The organism is Actinomadura citrea (assembly GCF_013409045.1).
GTDB lineage: Bacteria > Actinomycetota > Actinomycetes > Streptosporangiales > Streptosporangiaceae > Spirillospora > Spirillospora citrea.
Genome location: NZ_JACCBT010000001.1, coordinates 6,651,470 through 6,666,184 on the forward strand (window position 1 = coordinate 6,651,470; position 14,715 = coordinate 6,666,184).

Genomic DNA, 14,715 nt, shown 5'->3' on the forward strand with positions numbered 1-14,715 from the left:
ACCGTACATCCCTCGGATGACCCGGCCCCGTACTTACATCCAGGACCCGACGCGCGGGCGGTGGCGCGGCTCGTACCGTCACGGTCATGGAGCCGATGGTCCAGCTGATGGACGTACGCAAGGAGTACGGCGAGACCGCCGCGCTCGCCGGGGTGAGCCTCGACATCCAGGCCGGTCAGGCCGTCGCGGTGATGGGCCCGTCGGGGTCGGGCAAGTCGACCCTCCTCAACATGATCGCCGGCCTGGACCGGCCCACGTCGGGCACGGTGGTGGTGCGCGGGGAGGACATCACGGACATGGGCGAGGCCGAGCTGGCCCGGTACCGGCGCCGCCGCATCGGCATGGTCTTCCAGTTCTTCAACCTGCTCGACGACCTGCCGGTGCTGGAGAACGTGATGCTGGCCGCCCAGCTGCTCGGCACCGCGCGCAAGCAGGCGCAGGCCCGCGCGATGGAGCTGCTCGACGAGCTGGGCATCGCCGATCGCCGCAACGCCTACCCGGTGGTGCTGTCGGGCGGGGAACGGCAGCGGGTCGGCGTCGCCCGCGCGCTGATGAACCGGCCCGCCCTGCTGCTGGCCGACGAGCCGACGGGCGCGCTCGACTCGCGGGCCGGCGAACAGGTCATGGACCTGCTGCTGGACCTCAACCAGATCGGCCAGACCCTGCTCATCGTCACCCACGACGAGCGGCTGGCCACCCGGGTCGCCGACCGGGTCGTCGCGTTCGAGGACGGCCGCGTGGCCGCCGAGGTGACCCGGTGAGGGCGGTGTGGCAGGCCGCGCGGTTCGCGGTGCGGCGGCGCAGGCTGCAGACGACCATCATCACGCTGGTGCTGCTGGTGTCGACCGGGACGGTCGTGCTCGCGCTGGGCCTGCTCGCCACCGTGGACGGCCCGTACGACAAGGCGTTCGCGCGGCAGCACGGCGCACATCTGACGGTCTCCTACGACCCCGCGAAGGCGACGGCCGCGCAGGTCGCGGCGTCGGCGTCCCGGCCGGGCGTGACGGCGGCGGGCGGCCCGTACCGCTCGCAGGTCGTCAACATCCCGGAGGAGACCGACCGGACGCGTCCGGGGCTGCTCCCGCCCGGCCCCTTCACGGTCACCGAGCGGACCGGCCGCGCCGACGACCCGGTCGACCGCCTGACGCTCAGGAGCGGCCGCTGGGCCGGCGCGCCCGGCGAGATCGTGCTGGGCACCGACTACGCGCGGTTCCCGTTCGACCCGATCGGGAAAAAGGTGACCTTCGGCGACGGGCGGACCTTCACCATCGTCGGAATCGGCCGGTCGATCACCCGGTCCTCCCAGGCGTGGGTGGCGCCCGGGCAGCTGACCGCCCCGGACGGCCTCCAGATGCTCTACCGGCTCGCCGACCCGGCCACCCCGCCCGGCGCGGTCACCGCCGGGCTGCCGGCGACCGCGAGCCAGAGCTATCTCGTCTCCCGGCAGCAGGCCACCGAGGCCGGAACGACCGTCATCCCGTTCCTGATCGCGTTCGGGATCGCCGGGCTGCTCGTCGCGGTGCTCGTCATCGCCAACGTGGTCAGCGGCGCCGTCGTGTCGGGGTTCCGGCACATCGGCGTCCTCAAGTCCCTCGGCTTCACCCCCGCGCAGGTCACCGGCGTCTACCTGGTGATGATCGCGATACCCGGGGTGCTGGGAAGCCTGATCGGAATCGCCGCGGGCAACGTCCTGGCGGGGACGGTCACCACCACGCTGGGCGACTCGTTCGACCTGCCGACCGCCACCGGCGTCTCGCCCTGGGTGGACGTCCTGGCCTTCACGGGCGTGCTCGCGGTCGCCGTCGTCACCGCGCTGGTGCCGGCCGTCCGGGCCGGGCGGATCCCGACGGCGGTCGCGGTCAGCGCGGGCGCCGCGACGCGGCGGGGCCGGGCCCTGCGGGTGCAGCGGGCGCTGGCCCGGACGCGGCTGTCGCGCCCGGTCAGCCTGGGCCTGGGCCTGCCGTTCGCCCGGCCGGGCCGTACCGCGCTGACCGTCACCGCCGTCGCGTTCGGAGTGGCGGCGGTGACGTTCGCCGCCGGCCTCAACCGGTCCCTCAGCGCCTACCTCGCCGACGCGGAGCTCACCGAGACCGTCCACGTCCTGGTCCCCGTCGACGGCGGACGGCCGGTCTCACTGGCCGGGCGGCCCGGAACCGCCAAGGTCGCGGTCACGCGCTTCGAGCAGGTCCACGTGCCGGGGTTCGACCGGCCGGTGCAGGTCAAGGCCTACCAGGGGGACGTCACCGACCGGCACGGCTACCGGATGGTGCACGGCCGCTGGCTCGGCGGGCCGGGTGAGGCCGTCGTGGGCGACCCGTTCCTGAAGACCGGCGGCAAGAAGGTCGGCGACACCGTCGTCGTGACCGCGGACGGCAGGAAGGCCGCACTGCGGATCGTCGGGACGGCGCTCGTGGACGGCGGCGACACCGTCCTCACGGACTGGGCGTCCCTCACCTCGCTCGTCGACCGCGGGAAGCCTGCGGCGTCCCCGAGATCCTCCGGCCCGCGCTCCGGCATGGTGACCTCTCTTCTGGAGGTCACCCTCACCCCCGGCACCTCCCCGGAGCACTACGCCGCCGCGCTCAGGGCGGACGGGGTCCCGGCCGAGCCGGCCGCCGAGGGCATCGAATCCGGCCAGGTGATCCTCCTCGGGCTCCTCACCCTGCTGACCCTGGGGCTGACCACGGTCGCCGGGCTCGGGGTGTTCAACACGGTGATCCTCAACACCCAGGATCGGGCGCGCGACTTCGGCGTCCTGAAATCGCTGGGCGCGACACCGCGGCAGGTCCTGACGGTCGTGCTCGCCTCCATGGCCGTGCTCGGCCTGGTCGGCGGACTCATCGGACTGCCGCTGGGGCTGGCCGCCCACCATGTGGTGCTGCCGGCCATGGCCGACACAGGCGGCCTGATCCTCCCCTATGGCCTCATGGAGACCTTCCCCTGGCCGCTGATGCTCCTGTCCGTCCTGGCAGGCATCGCGATCGCCCTGCTCGGCGCCCTGATCCCGGCGGGCCGGGCGTCCCGGATCAAGACGGCTGCGGCCCTGCGCTCGGAGTGACCCGCCCACCCGGGGCAGCCGGCCCCGGGTGGGCGGACGGAGGCGAGGGGCGGGGACGCCGCGGTGTGCGGCGTCCCCGCGGTCGTCGCCGGTCAGCGGGCGGGGGCGGCTCCGATCTTGTTCACCCACCCCTGGCTCTCGAAGGCCAGGTACTCACTGCCAGCCGGCTTGCCGGGGAGGGCGGCGTACTGGTCCTCGAAGTCGAGGAGCTGGGCGCTCGTACGGTCCACGACCAGCCGCACGCTGGTGCCCTGGGCGGTGATGGCCACGCCGGGCCTGCCCAGTCGGTCCTTGACCTGGCCGGTGACGCGGACGGACGGGGTGCGCGCCAGGATCCGGTAGAGGGCCGCCCGGGTGCCGGGCGTGGTCGGGGCCATGAACAGGTCCCAGGCGCTGACGAAGACGTACTGGCCGAAGTCGGCCGGGGCGGTGTAGCCGTTCGCGCCGCCCCGGCGGTCCTGCCGCCACAGCTTGCGCAGGTGGCTCTCCAGGGCGCTCTCGGTCGCCGGCAGCTTCGCGATCGTCTTCCATTCGATCTCGTGGGACCCGATGGTGGGGTTCACCAGGTGCGAGCGCTTGCCGTAGGTGACCGTGAGCGGTTTCGAGGCGGTCGTGCCGCCGTTGACGTCGAGCGGGGGCGAGCCCGCCGCCTTCCAGGCGGCCTCGTCCTTCTTCGTGGGGAAGGTGACCTTGATGTCCAGCGGTCCGTGTGAACGGAAGCGCATGCCGGTCCCGCCCCCAGTGCACGCCCAGTCCTCGGCGCTGCTCGCGGTCCGCGCCTGGAACCTTTGGGGCTTGCCCAGAGGTGTCGGTACGCCCGGGCCGGGTTTGAAGGGCATGATGTCCTGCCACATGCGGGTCCGTTTGTACCAACAGGCCCCGCGGGCGGCGGGCTGCTCGGCGGCCGTCTTCGCGCTGGCCAGCAGGAATGCGCGGGTGTCGATCGTCTCGTCGTGTCGAGCGCCGGGGCCGGGGCCGGGGCCGGGGCCGGGGCCGTCTGACGGCAGGCCGACGACCAGCGCCGCCGCGGCCGCCGCCACGGCGGTCACGCCGGCGGCGATGGCCAGCCGCCGGACCGGTCGTCGCGCCGGGACCACGCCCCGGTTCACGGTCGAGGCGCCGGCGCTCGCACGGACCCGCGCCGCGTCGGGACGACGCGCGTAGGCGTCGTCGGCCAGTTCGGCGACCGCCGCGGGCTTCAGGGCGACGATCAGATCGTCGAGTTCGTCCTGCTTCATTGCTTCTCCTGGATGACTCGCGGGCGCGGGGCGCGTCCGTGCGCTCGCGCGGTGCTCTCCTGGGACGCCTCGATCGCCTTGGCCAGCCGCCGGCGCCCCCGGTGCAACCGGACGACGAACGCGGTGCGGGAGCAGCCCGCGACACGGGCCGCCTCCGCGGGTTCGAGCCCGTGCCAGGCGGTCAGGGTGACCGCTTCGGCCTCCTTGGCGGAAAGGGCCCGCAGGGCGGTCAGCGCTTGGTCGCGGGCTATGAGGTGGTCGGCGACGTCCCAGGCGTGCAGGTCGGCGTCGGTGGTGAGGCCGGCCAGCCGGTCGACCAGGCCGCGCGCCCTGCCCGCCGCGCCGTGCGACTGGCGGACCAGGTTCCTGGCCACGCCCAGCAGCCACGGCAGCGCCTGGTCGGGGATCTCGTCGATCTTCCGCCACGCGACGGTGAACACCTCGCCCGTCAGGTCCTCGGCGGCCTGGGAGGAGACCCGCAGCACGACGTAGCCGAACACGTTGCGGTAGTACGTCTCGTAGAGGCGGGTGAATCGGGCCTCTTGCTCGTCCACGCCACCTCCTCTCTTCTCGGAGCCGGTACGCCGAGAAGTCCGAGAAGGCCACGGCGGATTACCTCGCGGGCCCGGAAGTCCTTCGGCGATCGCGCCACGGCAACGGGCGCGCGGCGTCCTGCCTGGACGGCCGGGTAGACGCGCCTTGCCTCAAGGCTGACCGTCCACGATGGATGCGCCGGCGCTCGATGGCCGGCGGGACGGCGATTGACGCTTCAAGGAGTGGCGTGCGCGTGCCACCTTCTGTGCTTTCCCCCGCACGCAAGGTGACTCTGGACTCGAACGGTTCTCGCGGCTCCGGTCCGAGAGCCACTTTCGAGGCAGGAGTGCACACATGAGGAAACAACGTCCTCTGACCAGGGCGGCGACCCTGACGGCGGCGGTGGGCCTGCTCGCGGCGGCCCCGTTCGGCGCGAGCGGCCAGGCCGCCTCCGCCGCCGGTGGCTCGGTGAACCGGTCAGCGGCCCCGCCGGAAGCGGCGGCCGGGAGCGTCCCGTCCGGCGTGTCGGCGGCGCCCCCCGTGTACCGCGTCAAGGTGGCCCAGTGGGCGAAACCCCGTCTCAACATCCGGGATCATCCGGGCTGGCCGGGCGGCCAGCCCGGAAATATCATCGGGGCGAAGCATCCGGGGGACGGCGCCATGGCCCTCTGCGCGGCCGAGGGCGCCACGATCACCGCCTTCGAGGGCAGGACCGGCTCGACCTGGGTCAAGATCGACCTAGGTGGGGAGCGCACCGCCTGGCTGTGGGACCCCGGGCTCAACCCCCACGAAGTCATCCGCCCGTGCCTCTGCGGGTGCCCGAGGATCAAGACCGACCGCGGCGCGGACGGCAAGACCTGCGGCTGCCGGGAACGCGAGGAGGGTCAATGAACCCCTGGCGAACCGGGGCCGGAATGGTCGCGGCGCTGGCGCTGTCGGCCGTGGCGGCGCCCTCGGCCGCGGTCGCCGACTCTCCGGCCCGCGCTCGCGCGGACCGGGTCACCGTCGGCGACTGGGCCAGGCCCCTGCACGTGCGGGAAGATCCGGGGGCTCCGGGAGTCCCGCCGGGCAGGATCATCGGCTCGATCATGCCGCCCGCGGAGGCCAGCGCCCTGTGCCACATCACCGACGGCTCGCAGATGACCTCCTGGGGCCGGACCAGGTCGGACTGGGTCAAGATCCGGTACGGCTGGGAGGGGCACGCCTGGCTGTGGGGCGGCGGCCTCAACCCCTACTCGCTCCGCGAGTGCTGAGCACCACCGGCCAGGGGCCGGATCGCGTCCCTCCCTCCTGACCCTCCTCCGCACCGGACCCCGAGGCGCTGACCTGTGGAGACGCGCCTCGGGGAGCGGCGGGTGGCTAGGCGTGGTCCGGTGCGCGGGGCAGTCGCAGGGTGAACGTCGCGCCTTGGCCCGGCGCGCTGCGCACCGCGGCGGAGCCTCCGTGCGCCTCGGCCAGCTGCCGCACGATGGCCAGGCCCAGTCCGCTGCCGCCCGTCTGCCGGCTGCGCGACTTCTCGGCCCGCCAGAACCGGTCGAAGAGGTGCGGCAGGTGCTCGGGCGCGATGCCCGGCCCGGTGTCGGCGACCTCGATCAGCACGTCGTCGCCGTCGGCGTGCGCGCTCAGGCCCACCCGTCCGCCGGCCGGCGTGTAGCGGACCGCGTTGGCGAGCAGGTTGCCGACCGCCTGCCGCAGCCGTACCGGATCGGCGTCCAGGTGCGGCCGACCGGTCACCTCGGCGGTCAGCACCAGCTCGGCGGCCTCGGCCGCGGCCCGGTAGACGGTCGCGATCTGCTCGACCAGATCGGCCACGTCGACCGGCTCGGGGTGCAGCCGCAGCTTGCCCACGTCGGCGAGCGCGAGTTGCTGGAGGTCGTCGACGATGTGCTGCAGCAGCGTGGCCTCCTCGACCAGCGAAGCGGTCAGCGCCGGGCCCAGGTCGGCCACGCCGTCCTGGGCGGCCTCCAGCCAGCCCCGGATGTTGCTCAGCGGCGTGCGCAGCTCGTGCGACACATCGCTGACCATCGCCTTGCGCTGCCGCTCCATGCGGTCCAGGTGCTCGGACATCTCGTTGAACGCGGCGCCCAGCTCGCCGACCTCGCCCTTGGCGCGCATCGCGACCCGCGCCGAGCCGTCGCCGGCCCGCATCCGCCGGGCCGCCGCGGTGACCGCCCGCACCGGCCGCGCCAGCCGGGTGGCGACGAGGACGCTGATCCCGACCGCCAGGACGAGGATCACCGCGGTGACCCCCGCGATGCCGTACGGGTCGATGGCGGGCGTGCGGTCCTCCGACGAGCCGATGTAGAGCAGCGCGGCCGGCGCGACGTAGGACTTCAGCTGGGTGCGGCGCGCGGTGGCCAGGCACTCGGCGGCCGACGCCGGAGCGGCCGGCGTGCCGGTCTCGTCCAGCCACACGTCGACCTGGCTTCCGCGGCACTGCCGGACCAGGGCGGCGAGCTGGGTGAGCGCGCGCTTCTCGGTCGTGGTCGGCCCGGGTGCGTCCGGCGAGCACGACGCGGGCGGCACCGCGGGCTCCGGCTCCGCGGTGGGCCGGTCCGCCGGCCTGCCGCCGGGCGCGACGGTCTGCGCGCCGGGCGCCCGGGTCGGCACGCCGGGCGGCGCGCCGGGCGTGTTCCCCGGCTGCTGCGACTTCTCCACGGGCTCGGTCGGCGAGGAAGGTCTCGGCGTCGGCGGGACCGCGGCCGACGGCGTCTCGGCGACTTCGGCGAGCCGAAACGCTCCGCCACCGGACGGTCGCGCAAGCGCGGCTCGCGATGTTGAAGGACCGTGTCCGGATGGTGCGCCGACGGGCGCGCCCGGAGGGTTCGTGCCCGGTGCCGGGCTGGTCGGACCGCCCTCGCGGCGGAGGTACGGGCGGCCGCCGGGCCCGACGACGACCGTGGCGCGCTGGCCCTCGCGGCGCAGGCACGCCGCCTGCGCGTCGACCTCCCGCCGCAGCCGCACCCGCTCGGGATCCGGCAGCCGGAACGGGCCGGCCGCACGCGCGTCGATCCGGTCGGTGGCCGCACCGGGCCCCAGCGAGACGTCGACGGCGAGCGGGTCGACGACGGCCGAGGGGCGCGCCGGCAGCGGCGGCCGGCCTGCCGCCGAGTCCGCGATCCGGGTGCCGTCCTCGGTCGCCAGCGCGACCCGCTGGTCGCTCTGCCGGGCCAGCCCGCGCACGGTCTCCCCGACGCCGTCCCAATGCGGGTGGCTCGCCGCGTAGCCGAGCAGCGCGTCGTTGATCCGGGCGTCGCGAGCGAGCGTCCGGCCCTGCCGCTGCCGGATCTCGCCGGACGTGCTGCGCGCCGCCAGCCACGCGGTCGCAACGATCGAGCACACCGCGATCAGTACCGAGCTGGCGACCAGTCGCACGAGCAGGCTATGGCGCACGGTCGCCGACCAGCTTGTATCCGACGCCGTACACGGTGCACAGCCGGACCGGCCGCCGCGGCTGCGGCTCGATCTTCTTGCGCAGGTTCTTCACGTGCACATCGACGGTGCGCTCGGTGATGAAGCGGTCGAAGCCGTGCAGGTGCTCCAGGAGCTGCACCCGGGTGAGCACCCGGCCCGGCCGCTCGGCCAGCGCCTCCAGGAGGCGGAACTCCGCGGGCGTGCACTCGACCTCGCGCCCGTCCGCGAGGACCGTGTGCCGTTCGGGGTCCACCGTGATGCCGCCGACCCGGTACACCTGCTCGCCGCTCCCCCGCCCGGTCCGCCGCAGCAGCGTGCGCACCCGGGCCATCAGCTCGCGCGGGCTGTAGGGCTTGGTGACGTAGTCGTCGGCGCCGAGGTCGAGGCCGCGCAGCAGGTCGTCCTCCGTCGAGCGGGCGGTCAGCATGAGCACCGGGACGTCGGACTCGGCGCGCAGCCCGCGGCACACGTCGAGGCCGTCGACCCCCGGCATCATCACGTCCAGCAGCACGATGTCGGGGCGGCGCGCGCGAGCCTCGTCGATCGCGGCCCGCCCGTCGTGGACGACGACCACGGAGTGCCCCTCGCGCTGGAGATAGAGGCGCAGCAGCTCCGCCTGTTTGGGGTCGTCCTCCGCGACCAGGACATTCGCGCACATGGGGCCTGAGCGTAGCCAAGCCGATCCCGGCACCACGGGATCATCACATCGGCCTCACAGGTTCTTCACACTCCTCGGCCAGCATCTCGCGGCATGCGCCAAGTCAAGATCCACACCGGCGTCCTGCTCGCCGCCGGCCTGATCGCCGGGCTGGCCGGCTGCGGCTCGTCGGACAACCGCAGATCAGGGGACGGCCCGTCCGATGCGGACCGACCGGCGGCCGCCGCCGAGCCACAGCGGTCAGGGCGGCAGGGCGGTGCCGAGATAGCGACCGTGCGCGGCCGCCAGATCGCCGTGCACAAGCAGAAGGGCGACGGCGCGACTTGGAAGAAGCTGTCCAGCCCCAACGAGATGGGCGCCACCCGGGTCTTCCTCGTCGACGCCAAGGACGGCGAGTGGCTCAAGGTGCTGCTGCCGATCCGGCCGAACGGCAGCACCGGCTGGGTCAGGGCGTCCGACGTGAAGCTGTCGTCGACGCCCCACCGCGTGGAGATCGACCCGAAGGCGTTCACGTTCACCGTCTTCGACGGCGACAAGGTGCTGCGCACCGGCAAGGTCGCCACCGGCGAGGGCGGCACCCCGACCCCGGCCGGTCGCTTCTACTTCACCGAGCTGGTCCGACCGCCGAACCCCAACGGTGACTACGGCGCGTACGCCTTCGGGCTGAGCGGTTTCTCGCCGACGCTGAAGACGTTCGCCGGCGGCCCAGGGCAGCTCGCCGTGCACGGCACGAACAAGGCGTCGGCGCTGGGCGGCAAGGTCAGCCACGGCTGCGTGCGGGTCGGCAACGACGACATCACCTGGATGGCCAAGAACCTGGCGATCGGCACGCCTGTCGTCGTCAAGAAGTGAAACAACACCGAAAGGAACATCGATGCATCTGAAGTCCCTCATCGCGGCCGTCGCGCTGGGCATCGGCCTGGCCGGCACCGGGATGGCCGCCGCCGAGGCCGCCACCGCCACCCCCCACCCGACCACCTCACCCGGCGTCCCGACCCCGCCCCAGCACCCCGGCGCCTCGAACCCGCCCCAGCACCCCGGCTCTCCGGCACCCCAGCGCCCCGGCGTCCCGACCCCGCCCCAGCGCCCCGGCGGCAACCTGCCGAGGCCCAGCGAGCCGCCGACCGCCATGCCTCCCGGCAATGCCATCCCCAGGGTGCCGAACTACACCGGCTGACCGTGACAGCAGGCCCGCACGTCTCCCGTCGTGCGGGCCTGCCGCCGTGGAAGCGCCGCGACGGCCCTGGGCCGGTGTTCTCAGATGAACTCCAGGGGGCGGACGGTGTAGTCGGACGGGATGTCGTCGTGCATGGCCTCGACGGGGCGGTCGGGGGCGGTCTCCTCCAGGAGGGCGGCGCGGCGGACGCGGTCGGTGCGGAAGATGCGGCTTCCGTCTCGCATGCGGCACCAGGCGGTCAGGTACCAGCCGTTGCCGGACGCGGTGAACGTGACGGGCTCCACGTCGCGTTCGGTCTCGGTGCCCGTCCGGTCGACGTAGGTGAGGCGGACCACCCGGCGGGTCCGGATGGCCTCTTCCAGCACGGCCGGCACGGACGCCGGATCGTCGACCTCGGCGGGGGTCAGGAAGCGGACGCGCTGGGCCAGTTCGCGGGCCGAGGCACTGTCGGCGGCCGACATCGCGGCGACGATCTTGTGCAGGGCGGTGCGTGCGGCCCGGGAGTAGGGCGAGCCGCCGGCCCGGGACAGGGTGATCGCGAGGGCCACCGCCTCGGCGGGGGTGAAGTTCAGCGGCGGCAGCGTCCGGCTCTTGTCGAGGGTGTAGCCGCCTCCGCGGCCCACGTCCGCGAAGATCGGCACACCGGCCTGCTGGAGCGCGCCGATGTCGCGCTCGATCGTGCGGACGCTCACCTCGTACCGCGCGGCCAGTTCCCGCGCGCTGACCCGGCGCGGGGCGCACGCGCGCAACTCCTCCACCAAGGCGTACAAGCGGTCGGTGCGGTTCACGCGCCGACCGTACGCGCCGGCTCCGACATTCCCCGGGCGCTACGAGAAGCGCCAGAGGCGCACCCTTCCGTTGGAGCTGCCCGCTCCGGCGGCCAGCAGGCGGCCGTCCGGACTGAACGCCAGGGCCGTCCCGTCCGACTTCTCCCACTCCAGCGTCGCGAAGTGATCGCCGGTGCCCGTCTCCCACAGCCGGATCGTCCCGTCCCCGGCCGCGCTGGCCAGGACCCGGCCGTCGGGGCTGAACGCGAGTGCCTGCACGGTTCCCTCGTGTCCCACCAGATCCCGGCGCGGCGTCCCCGCTCGCAGGTCCAGTATCCGGATCGTGTACGCGTCGCGGCCCGTCGTGTCCACGACGTCGGTCGCGGCGGTCCGTCCGTCCGGGGCGAACGTGAACAGCACATTGACGGGCCCGGCCACGGCGTTCTCGATGTCCCGGCCCGGCCGCAGATCGTGGATCTGGACGTGGCCGCGGCTGCCGACCGCGGCGATCCGCTCACCGGTCGCGTCGAAGGCCAGGTGGAAGGTGCCACCGCTCCGTGGCGCGAACGTGCCGGTGCGGCGGCCGGTCGCGGTGTCCCAGAGTTCGATGCCATTGGCGCCGACGGTGGCCAACGTGCGGCCGTCGGCGCTGAACGCCTTGGTGAACATCCTGCCCTCGGGCATGATCGTCCGGCGGCGGGAGCCGGTGGCCGCGTCCCAGAGCTGGATCGGGCCGTTCCCGCGCAGGGTCGCCAGCAGCCGACCGTCCCCGCTGAGGGCCGTGAGCTGGTCGGCGCCCTCGCCGCCCAGCTCGTGCGCGGTTCCCCGGCCGGTCGCGACGGTCCACCGCCAGATCTGCCCGGCCCCCGCGCAGACCAGTGTCGCCGAGTCGGGAGTGAACGCGAGCCGGACCGTCGCGACCGGTCCACCGGCGAGCACGACCGGCCGGGGCGTCTTCAGCGGTGTGGCGCCCTCCCCTCCGGCGTCGCCGGGCCACCACCACAGCAGCGCGGGCACCCCGAGGACGGCCGCGGCCCCCACCGCCGCTCCGCCGGCCAGGACGGCGCGGCGTCCCGTCCCGCGGGGCGACGCCGCCAGCAGCCGGGCCGCCTCGCCGGGCGACGGCCGCCGCTGCGGTTCCTTGGCCAGGCACGCGGCGATCGCGGGCCGCAGCTCGGCGGGAACTCCGGTCAGGTCCGGCGGGGCGCTGACGATGCGGTGGACGATCCCGGGCACCTCGGCGGCGTCGAACGGCCCGCGCCCGGTCGCGGCGAAGGCCAGGACGCAGCCGAGGGAGAACACGTCCGACGCGGGGCCCGCCGTGTCCGCGCGAACCTGCTCGGGCGACATGAAGGCGTACGTGCCGACGACCGCGCCAGTGGACGTCAGCGCGGTGGCCTCGGCCGCGCGGGCGATGCCGAAGTCGATGATGCGCGGGCCGTCCCGCGACATGATGACGTTGCCGGGCTTGAGGTCACGGTGCACCAGCCCGCACGCGTGGATCGCCGCCAGCCCTTCCGCCAGCGCGACACCGAGCGCGCGGACCCCGGCGACGTCCAAGGGCGCGGCCTCGCGCAGCGAGGGGCCCGGGACGTAGGCGGTCGCCATCCACGGCTCGTCCGCCTCCGGATCAGCCTCCACCACCTGCGCGGTGTAGAAGCCGCCCACCTTCCGCGCCGCTTCGACCTCACGCGCGAACCGGACCCGGAACTCCGGGCGGCTCAGGTGTTCGGCCCGGATGACCTTCACCGCGACCCGCCGACCGCCTGCCGACACGCCGAGGAACACCTCGCCCATGCCGCCGGCGCCCAGCCGCCCCTCCAACCGGTACGGGCCGATCCGGCGGGGGTCGCCGTCACGCAGCCGGTCCATCAGCGCAGCCTCCACAGGTTCACGGCGGCCTGTCCGCGACGTTCGCTGCCGCCCGCCACCGTCCGGCCGTCCGTGGAGAGCGCGAGTCCCCTGACCGCTCCGCCGGTCCCGGCAAGGGCCGCGGTCACCCGGCGGGTCGCCAGGTCCCACAGCCGAACGGTGTGGTCGGTGCCGGCGGCGGCCAGCACCGCGCCGCCCGCGCTGACGGCCACCTCGGTGACGTCACCGGCATCGCCGGAGGCGAGGGCACCGGTGATGCGGACCCGGGCGGCGTCCCACAACCGGATCGTGGCGCCGCCCCCCGCGGTGACCAGGGTCCGGCCGTCCGGGGCAAGGGCCAGCGAACTCGTCTTCTTCCCCTGGTCGGCGACGTGGGCGATCGGGCTGCGGGTGCGGACGTCCCACACCTGCACCGAACCCGGCTCGGCACGGCCCTGGAAACCGTCCGTCCCGGCCATGACCCGACGGCCGTCCCGGCTGAAGGCCACGGCGTTCACGCCGTCAGCGCCGAAGACGTCGCCCAGAACGCCTCCGGTGGCGGTGTCCCAGAGCCGGTCCGGCCCGGCGAGGGTCCGGCCGTCCGGGCTGAACGCGAGAGCGTTGACGCGGGCCCCCCTGGCGCGGAGCGTCCGCAGCGGGCGAGGCGGTCGCGTGTCCGCCGACTCGACGTCCCACAGCCGGACGGTGGCGTTCGTGTGGCCGGTGGCCAGCAGCCTTCCGTCCGGGGTGAACGCCATCGCGGCCACCCCGGCGGGAGCGCGCAACTCGTGGATGACGTGGCCTGAGGCGGGGTCCCACAGGTACACGGTCTCCCCCAGCGTCCCGCCGCAGGCCAGGATCCGGCCGTCCGGACTGAACGCCACGTCCTCCACCGGTCGCCCTTCCTTGGCGAGCGTGGTGGCGGGCGGCATCATCACGTCGCCGGCCGGTGCGGACGCCGACCCCGGAGGCCGCCCACCGCCCCGGGCGAGCAGGAATGCCGGCACTCCCAGGGCGGCCACCGTCGCCGCCGCGCCGACGAGCACCGTCCGGCGCCGGATCCCGGCGGCGGGCCGGACGGCGGCCGCCACGCGGGTGAACGGTGTCGTGCCGCGCTCCACCGTGCGTTCGGTGTCCGGCCCCTCCGGGCGTGCGGCGGTGGCGGCCACCGGCGCGGCGTCCGGGTCGGCCAGGTGGGCGAGAATCCGGACGGTGGCCGGCCGTTCGGCCGGGTCCTTGGCCAGACAGGCCGCTACGAGCGGGCGCAGCGGCTCCGCCAGCCCGTCCAGGTCGGGCCGCTCGTTGAGGAGGCGGTGCACGGTGGCGGGGATCGTCGCGGTGTCGAACGGGCCGCGCCCCCTCGCGGCGAAGGCGAGCACGCAACCCAGCGCGAACACGTCGGCGGGCGGCCCGCAGGGCTCGCCCAGCACCTGCTCGGGCGCCATGTAGGCGTAGGTGCCGAGGACCGCGCCGTCCGCGGTGAGCGCTCCGGCGCCGACGGCGCGGGCGATGCCGAAGTCGATGATGCGCGGGCCGTCCGGCGACATGATGACGTTGCCGGGCTTGAGGTCACGGTGCACCAGCCCGCACGCGTGGATCGCCGCCAGCCCCTCGACCAGCGCCGCACCGAGCCGGTGCAGCTCGTCGGAAGGCAGCGGGGCGACGTCCCGCAGGGACGGGCCGGGGATGTAGGCGGTCGCCATCCACGGCTCGTCCGCCTCCGGATCGGCGTCCACCACCTGCGCGGTGTAGAAACCGCCCACCTTGCGGGCCGCCTCCACCTCACGCGCGAACCGCGCCCGGAATTCTGGACGGCCGAGATGCTCGGCGCGGATGACCTTCACCGCGATCCGGCGGCCGCCCGCCGACACGCCGAGGAACACCTCGCCCATGCCGCCGGCGCCCAGCCGCCCCTCCAACCGGTACGGGCCGATCCGGTGGGGATCGCCCTCGCGCAGCGCTTCCAAAGGGACTCCCGGGTCCACTCAGCCGTGATCTCGCCGGGATCGATACTGCCG

At 74.4% G+C, this 14,715-nt stretch carries 13 protein-coding genes; 6 read left to right on the plus strand and 7 right to left on the minus strand.

Features of this window, described 5'->3' with window-relative positions:
• The first annotated feature begins 86 nt into the window (after positions 1–86).
• Together BJ999_RS30565 and BJ999_RS30570 are read left to right on the plus strand one after the other, a co-directional pair.
• On the plus strand, positions 87–761 hold the full coding sequence (locus BJ999_RS30565) for an ABC transporter ATP-binding protein (protein WP_179836466.1): 675 nt from the start codon (positions 87–89) through the stop codon (positions 759–761).
• Entirely contained in the window at positions 758–3,058 is a 2,301-nt protein-coding gene (locus BJ999_RS30570; RefSeq protein WP_179836467.1) for an ABC transporter permease, read from the plus strand. The genes BJ999_RS30565 and BJ999_RS30570 overlap by 4 nt, the downstream gene beginning before the upstream one ends.
• A gap of 92 nt (positions 3,059–3,150) precedes the next feature.
• On the opposite strand, the gene BJ999_RS30575 is transcribed toward BJ999_RS30570, so the two are convergent.
• Complete coding sequence (locus BJ999_RS30575) at positions 3,151–4,296, minus strand: CU044_5270 family protein (protein ID WP_179836468.1); 1,146 nt, start codon at positions 4,294–4,296, stop codon at positions 3,151–3,153.
• Positions 4,293–4,850, minus strand: coding sequence for an RNA polymerase sigma factor (locus BJ999_RS43780; protein ID WP_179836469.1), 558 nt, complete (start codon positions 4,848–4,850; stop codon positions 4,293–4,295). Before BJ999_RS43780 ends, BJ999_RS30575 begins: the two co-directional genes overlap by 4 nt.
• Before the next feature lie 334 nt (positions 4,851–5,184).
• On the opposite strand from BJ999_RS43780, the gene BJ999_RS30585 reads away from it, so the two are divergent.
• Together BJ999_RS30585 and BJ999_RS30590 are read left to right on the plus strand one after the other, a co-directional pair.
• Positions 5,185–5,721 (plus strand): hypothetical protein, encoded by a 537-nt coding sequence (locus tag BJ999_RS30585; RefSeq protein ID WP_179836470.1) that lies wholly within the window; start codon positions 5,185–5,187, stop codon positions 5,719–5,721.
• Positions 5,718–6,083, plus strand: a complete 366-nt coding sequence (locus tag BJ999_RS30590; RefSeq protein WP_179836471.1) for a hypothetical protein — start codon at positions 5,718–5,720, stop codon at positions 6,081–6,083. Before BJ999_RS30585 ends, BJ999_RS30590 begins: the two co-directional genes overlap by 4 nt.
• 106 nt (positions 6,084–6,189) lie before the next feature.
• Here the strand turns inward: BJ999_RS30590 and BJ999_RS30595 are convergent, their stop codons facing one another.
• Positions 6,190–8,205, minus strand: coding sequence for a sensor histidine kinase (locus BJ999_RS30595; RefSeq protein WP_229810141.1), 2,016 nt, complete (start codon positions 8,203–8,205; stop codon positions 6,190–6,192).
• Between the two features lie 7 nt (positions 8,206–8,212).
• Positions 8,213–8,902: a response regulator transcription factor gene (locus tag BJ999_RS30600; RefSeq protein ID WP_179836472.1), complete on the minus strand. Its 690-nt coding sequence runs from the start codon at positions 8,900–8,902 to the stop codon at positions 8,213–8,215.
• A gap of 93 nt (positions 8,903–8,995) precedes the next feature.
• Between BJ999_RS30600 and BJ999_RS30605 the strand changes: the two genes are divergently transcribed.
• Positions 8,996–9,754 carry a L,D-transpeptidase gene (locus BJ999_RS30605; protein ID WP_179836473.1) on the plus strand — a complete coding sequence of 253 codons (759 nt, stop codon included), beginning with the start codon at positions 8,996–8,998 and terminating at the stop codon, positions 9,752–9,754.
• A gap of 22 nt (positions 9,755–9,776) precedes the next feature.
• On the plus strand, positions 9,777–10,079 hold the full coding sequence (locus BJ999_RS30610) for a hypothetical protein (protein ID WP_179836474.1): 303 nt from the start codon (positions 9,777–9,779) through the stop codon (positions 10,077–10,079).
• A gap of 80 nt (positions 10,080–10,159) precedes the next feature.
• Here BJ999_RS30610 and BJ999_RS30615 read toward each other — a convergent pair whose 3' ends face one another.
• The 3 genes from BJ999_RS30615 to BJ999_RS30625 are packed head-to-tail and all read right to left on the minus strand — an operon-like array spanning position 10,160 to position 14,664.
• Positions 10,160–10,867: a helix-turn-helix transcriptional regulator gene (locus tag BJ999_RS30615; protein WP_179836475.1), complete on the minus strand. Its 708-nt coding sequence runs from the start codon at positions 10,865–10,867 to the stop codon at positions 10,160–10,162.
• 39 nt (positions 10,868–10,906) lie between these two features.
• Complete coding sequence (locus BJ999_RS30620; protein ID WP_179836476.1) at positions 10,907–12,718, minus strand: WD40 repeat domain-containing serine/threonine protein kinase; 1,812 nt, start codon at positions 12,716–12,718, stop codon at positions 10,907–10,909.
• Positions 12,718–14,664 carry a WD40 repeat domain-containing serine/threonine protein kinase gene (locus tag BJ999_RS30625; protein WP_179836477.1) on the minus strand — a complete coding sequence of 649 codons (1,947 nt, stop codon included), beginning with the start codon at positions 14,662–14,664 and terminating at the stop codon, positions 12,718–12,720. Before BJ999_RS30625 ends, BJ999_RS30620 begins: the two co-directional genes overlap by 1 nt.
• Between the last annotated feature and the right edge of the window lie 51 nt (positions 14,665–14,715).

Coding starts and splice junctions, on each gene's coding strand:
- BJ999_RS30585 (WP_179836470.1), top strand. CDS start 5,185: ATGAGGAAACAACGTCCTCTGACCAGGGCGGCGACCCTGACGGCGGCG.
- BJ999_RS30605 (WP_179836473.1), top strand. CDS start 8,996: ATGCGCCAAGTCAAGATCCACACCGGCGTCCTGCTCGCCGCCGGCCTG.
- BJ999_RS30610 (WP_179836474.1), top strand. CDS start 9,777: ATGCATCTGAAGTCCCTCATCGCGGCCGTCGCGCTGGGCATCGGCCTG.
- BJ999_RS30590 (WP_179836471.1), top strand. CDS start 5,718: ATGAACCCCTGGCGAACCGGGGCCGGAATGGTCGCGGCGCTGGCGCTG.
- BJ999_RS30620 (WP_179836476.1), bottom strand. CDS start 12,718: ATGGACCGGCTGCGTGACGGCGACCCCCGCCGGATCGGCCCGTACCGG.
- BJ999_RS30565 (WP_179836466.1), top strand. CDS start 87: ATGGAGCCGATGGTCCAGCTGATGGACGTACGCAAGGAGTACGGCGAG.
- BJ999_RS30600 (WP_179836472.1), bottom strand. CDS start 8,902: ATGTGCGCGAATGTCCTGGTCGCGGAGGACGACCCCAAACAGGCGGAG.
- BJ999_RS30575 (WP_179836468.1), bottom strand. CDS start 4,296: ATGAAGCAGGACGAACTCGACGATCTGATCGTCGCCCTGAAGCCCGCG.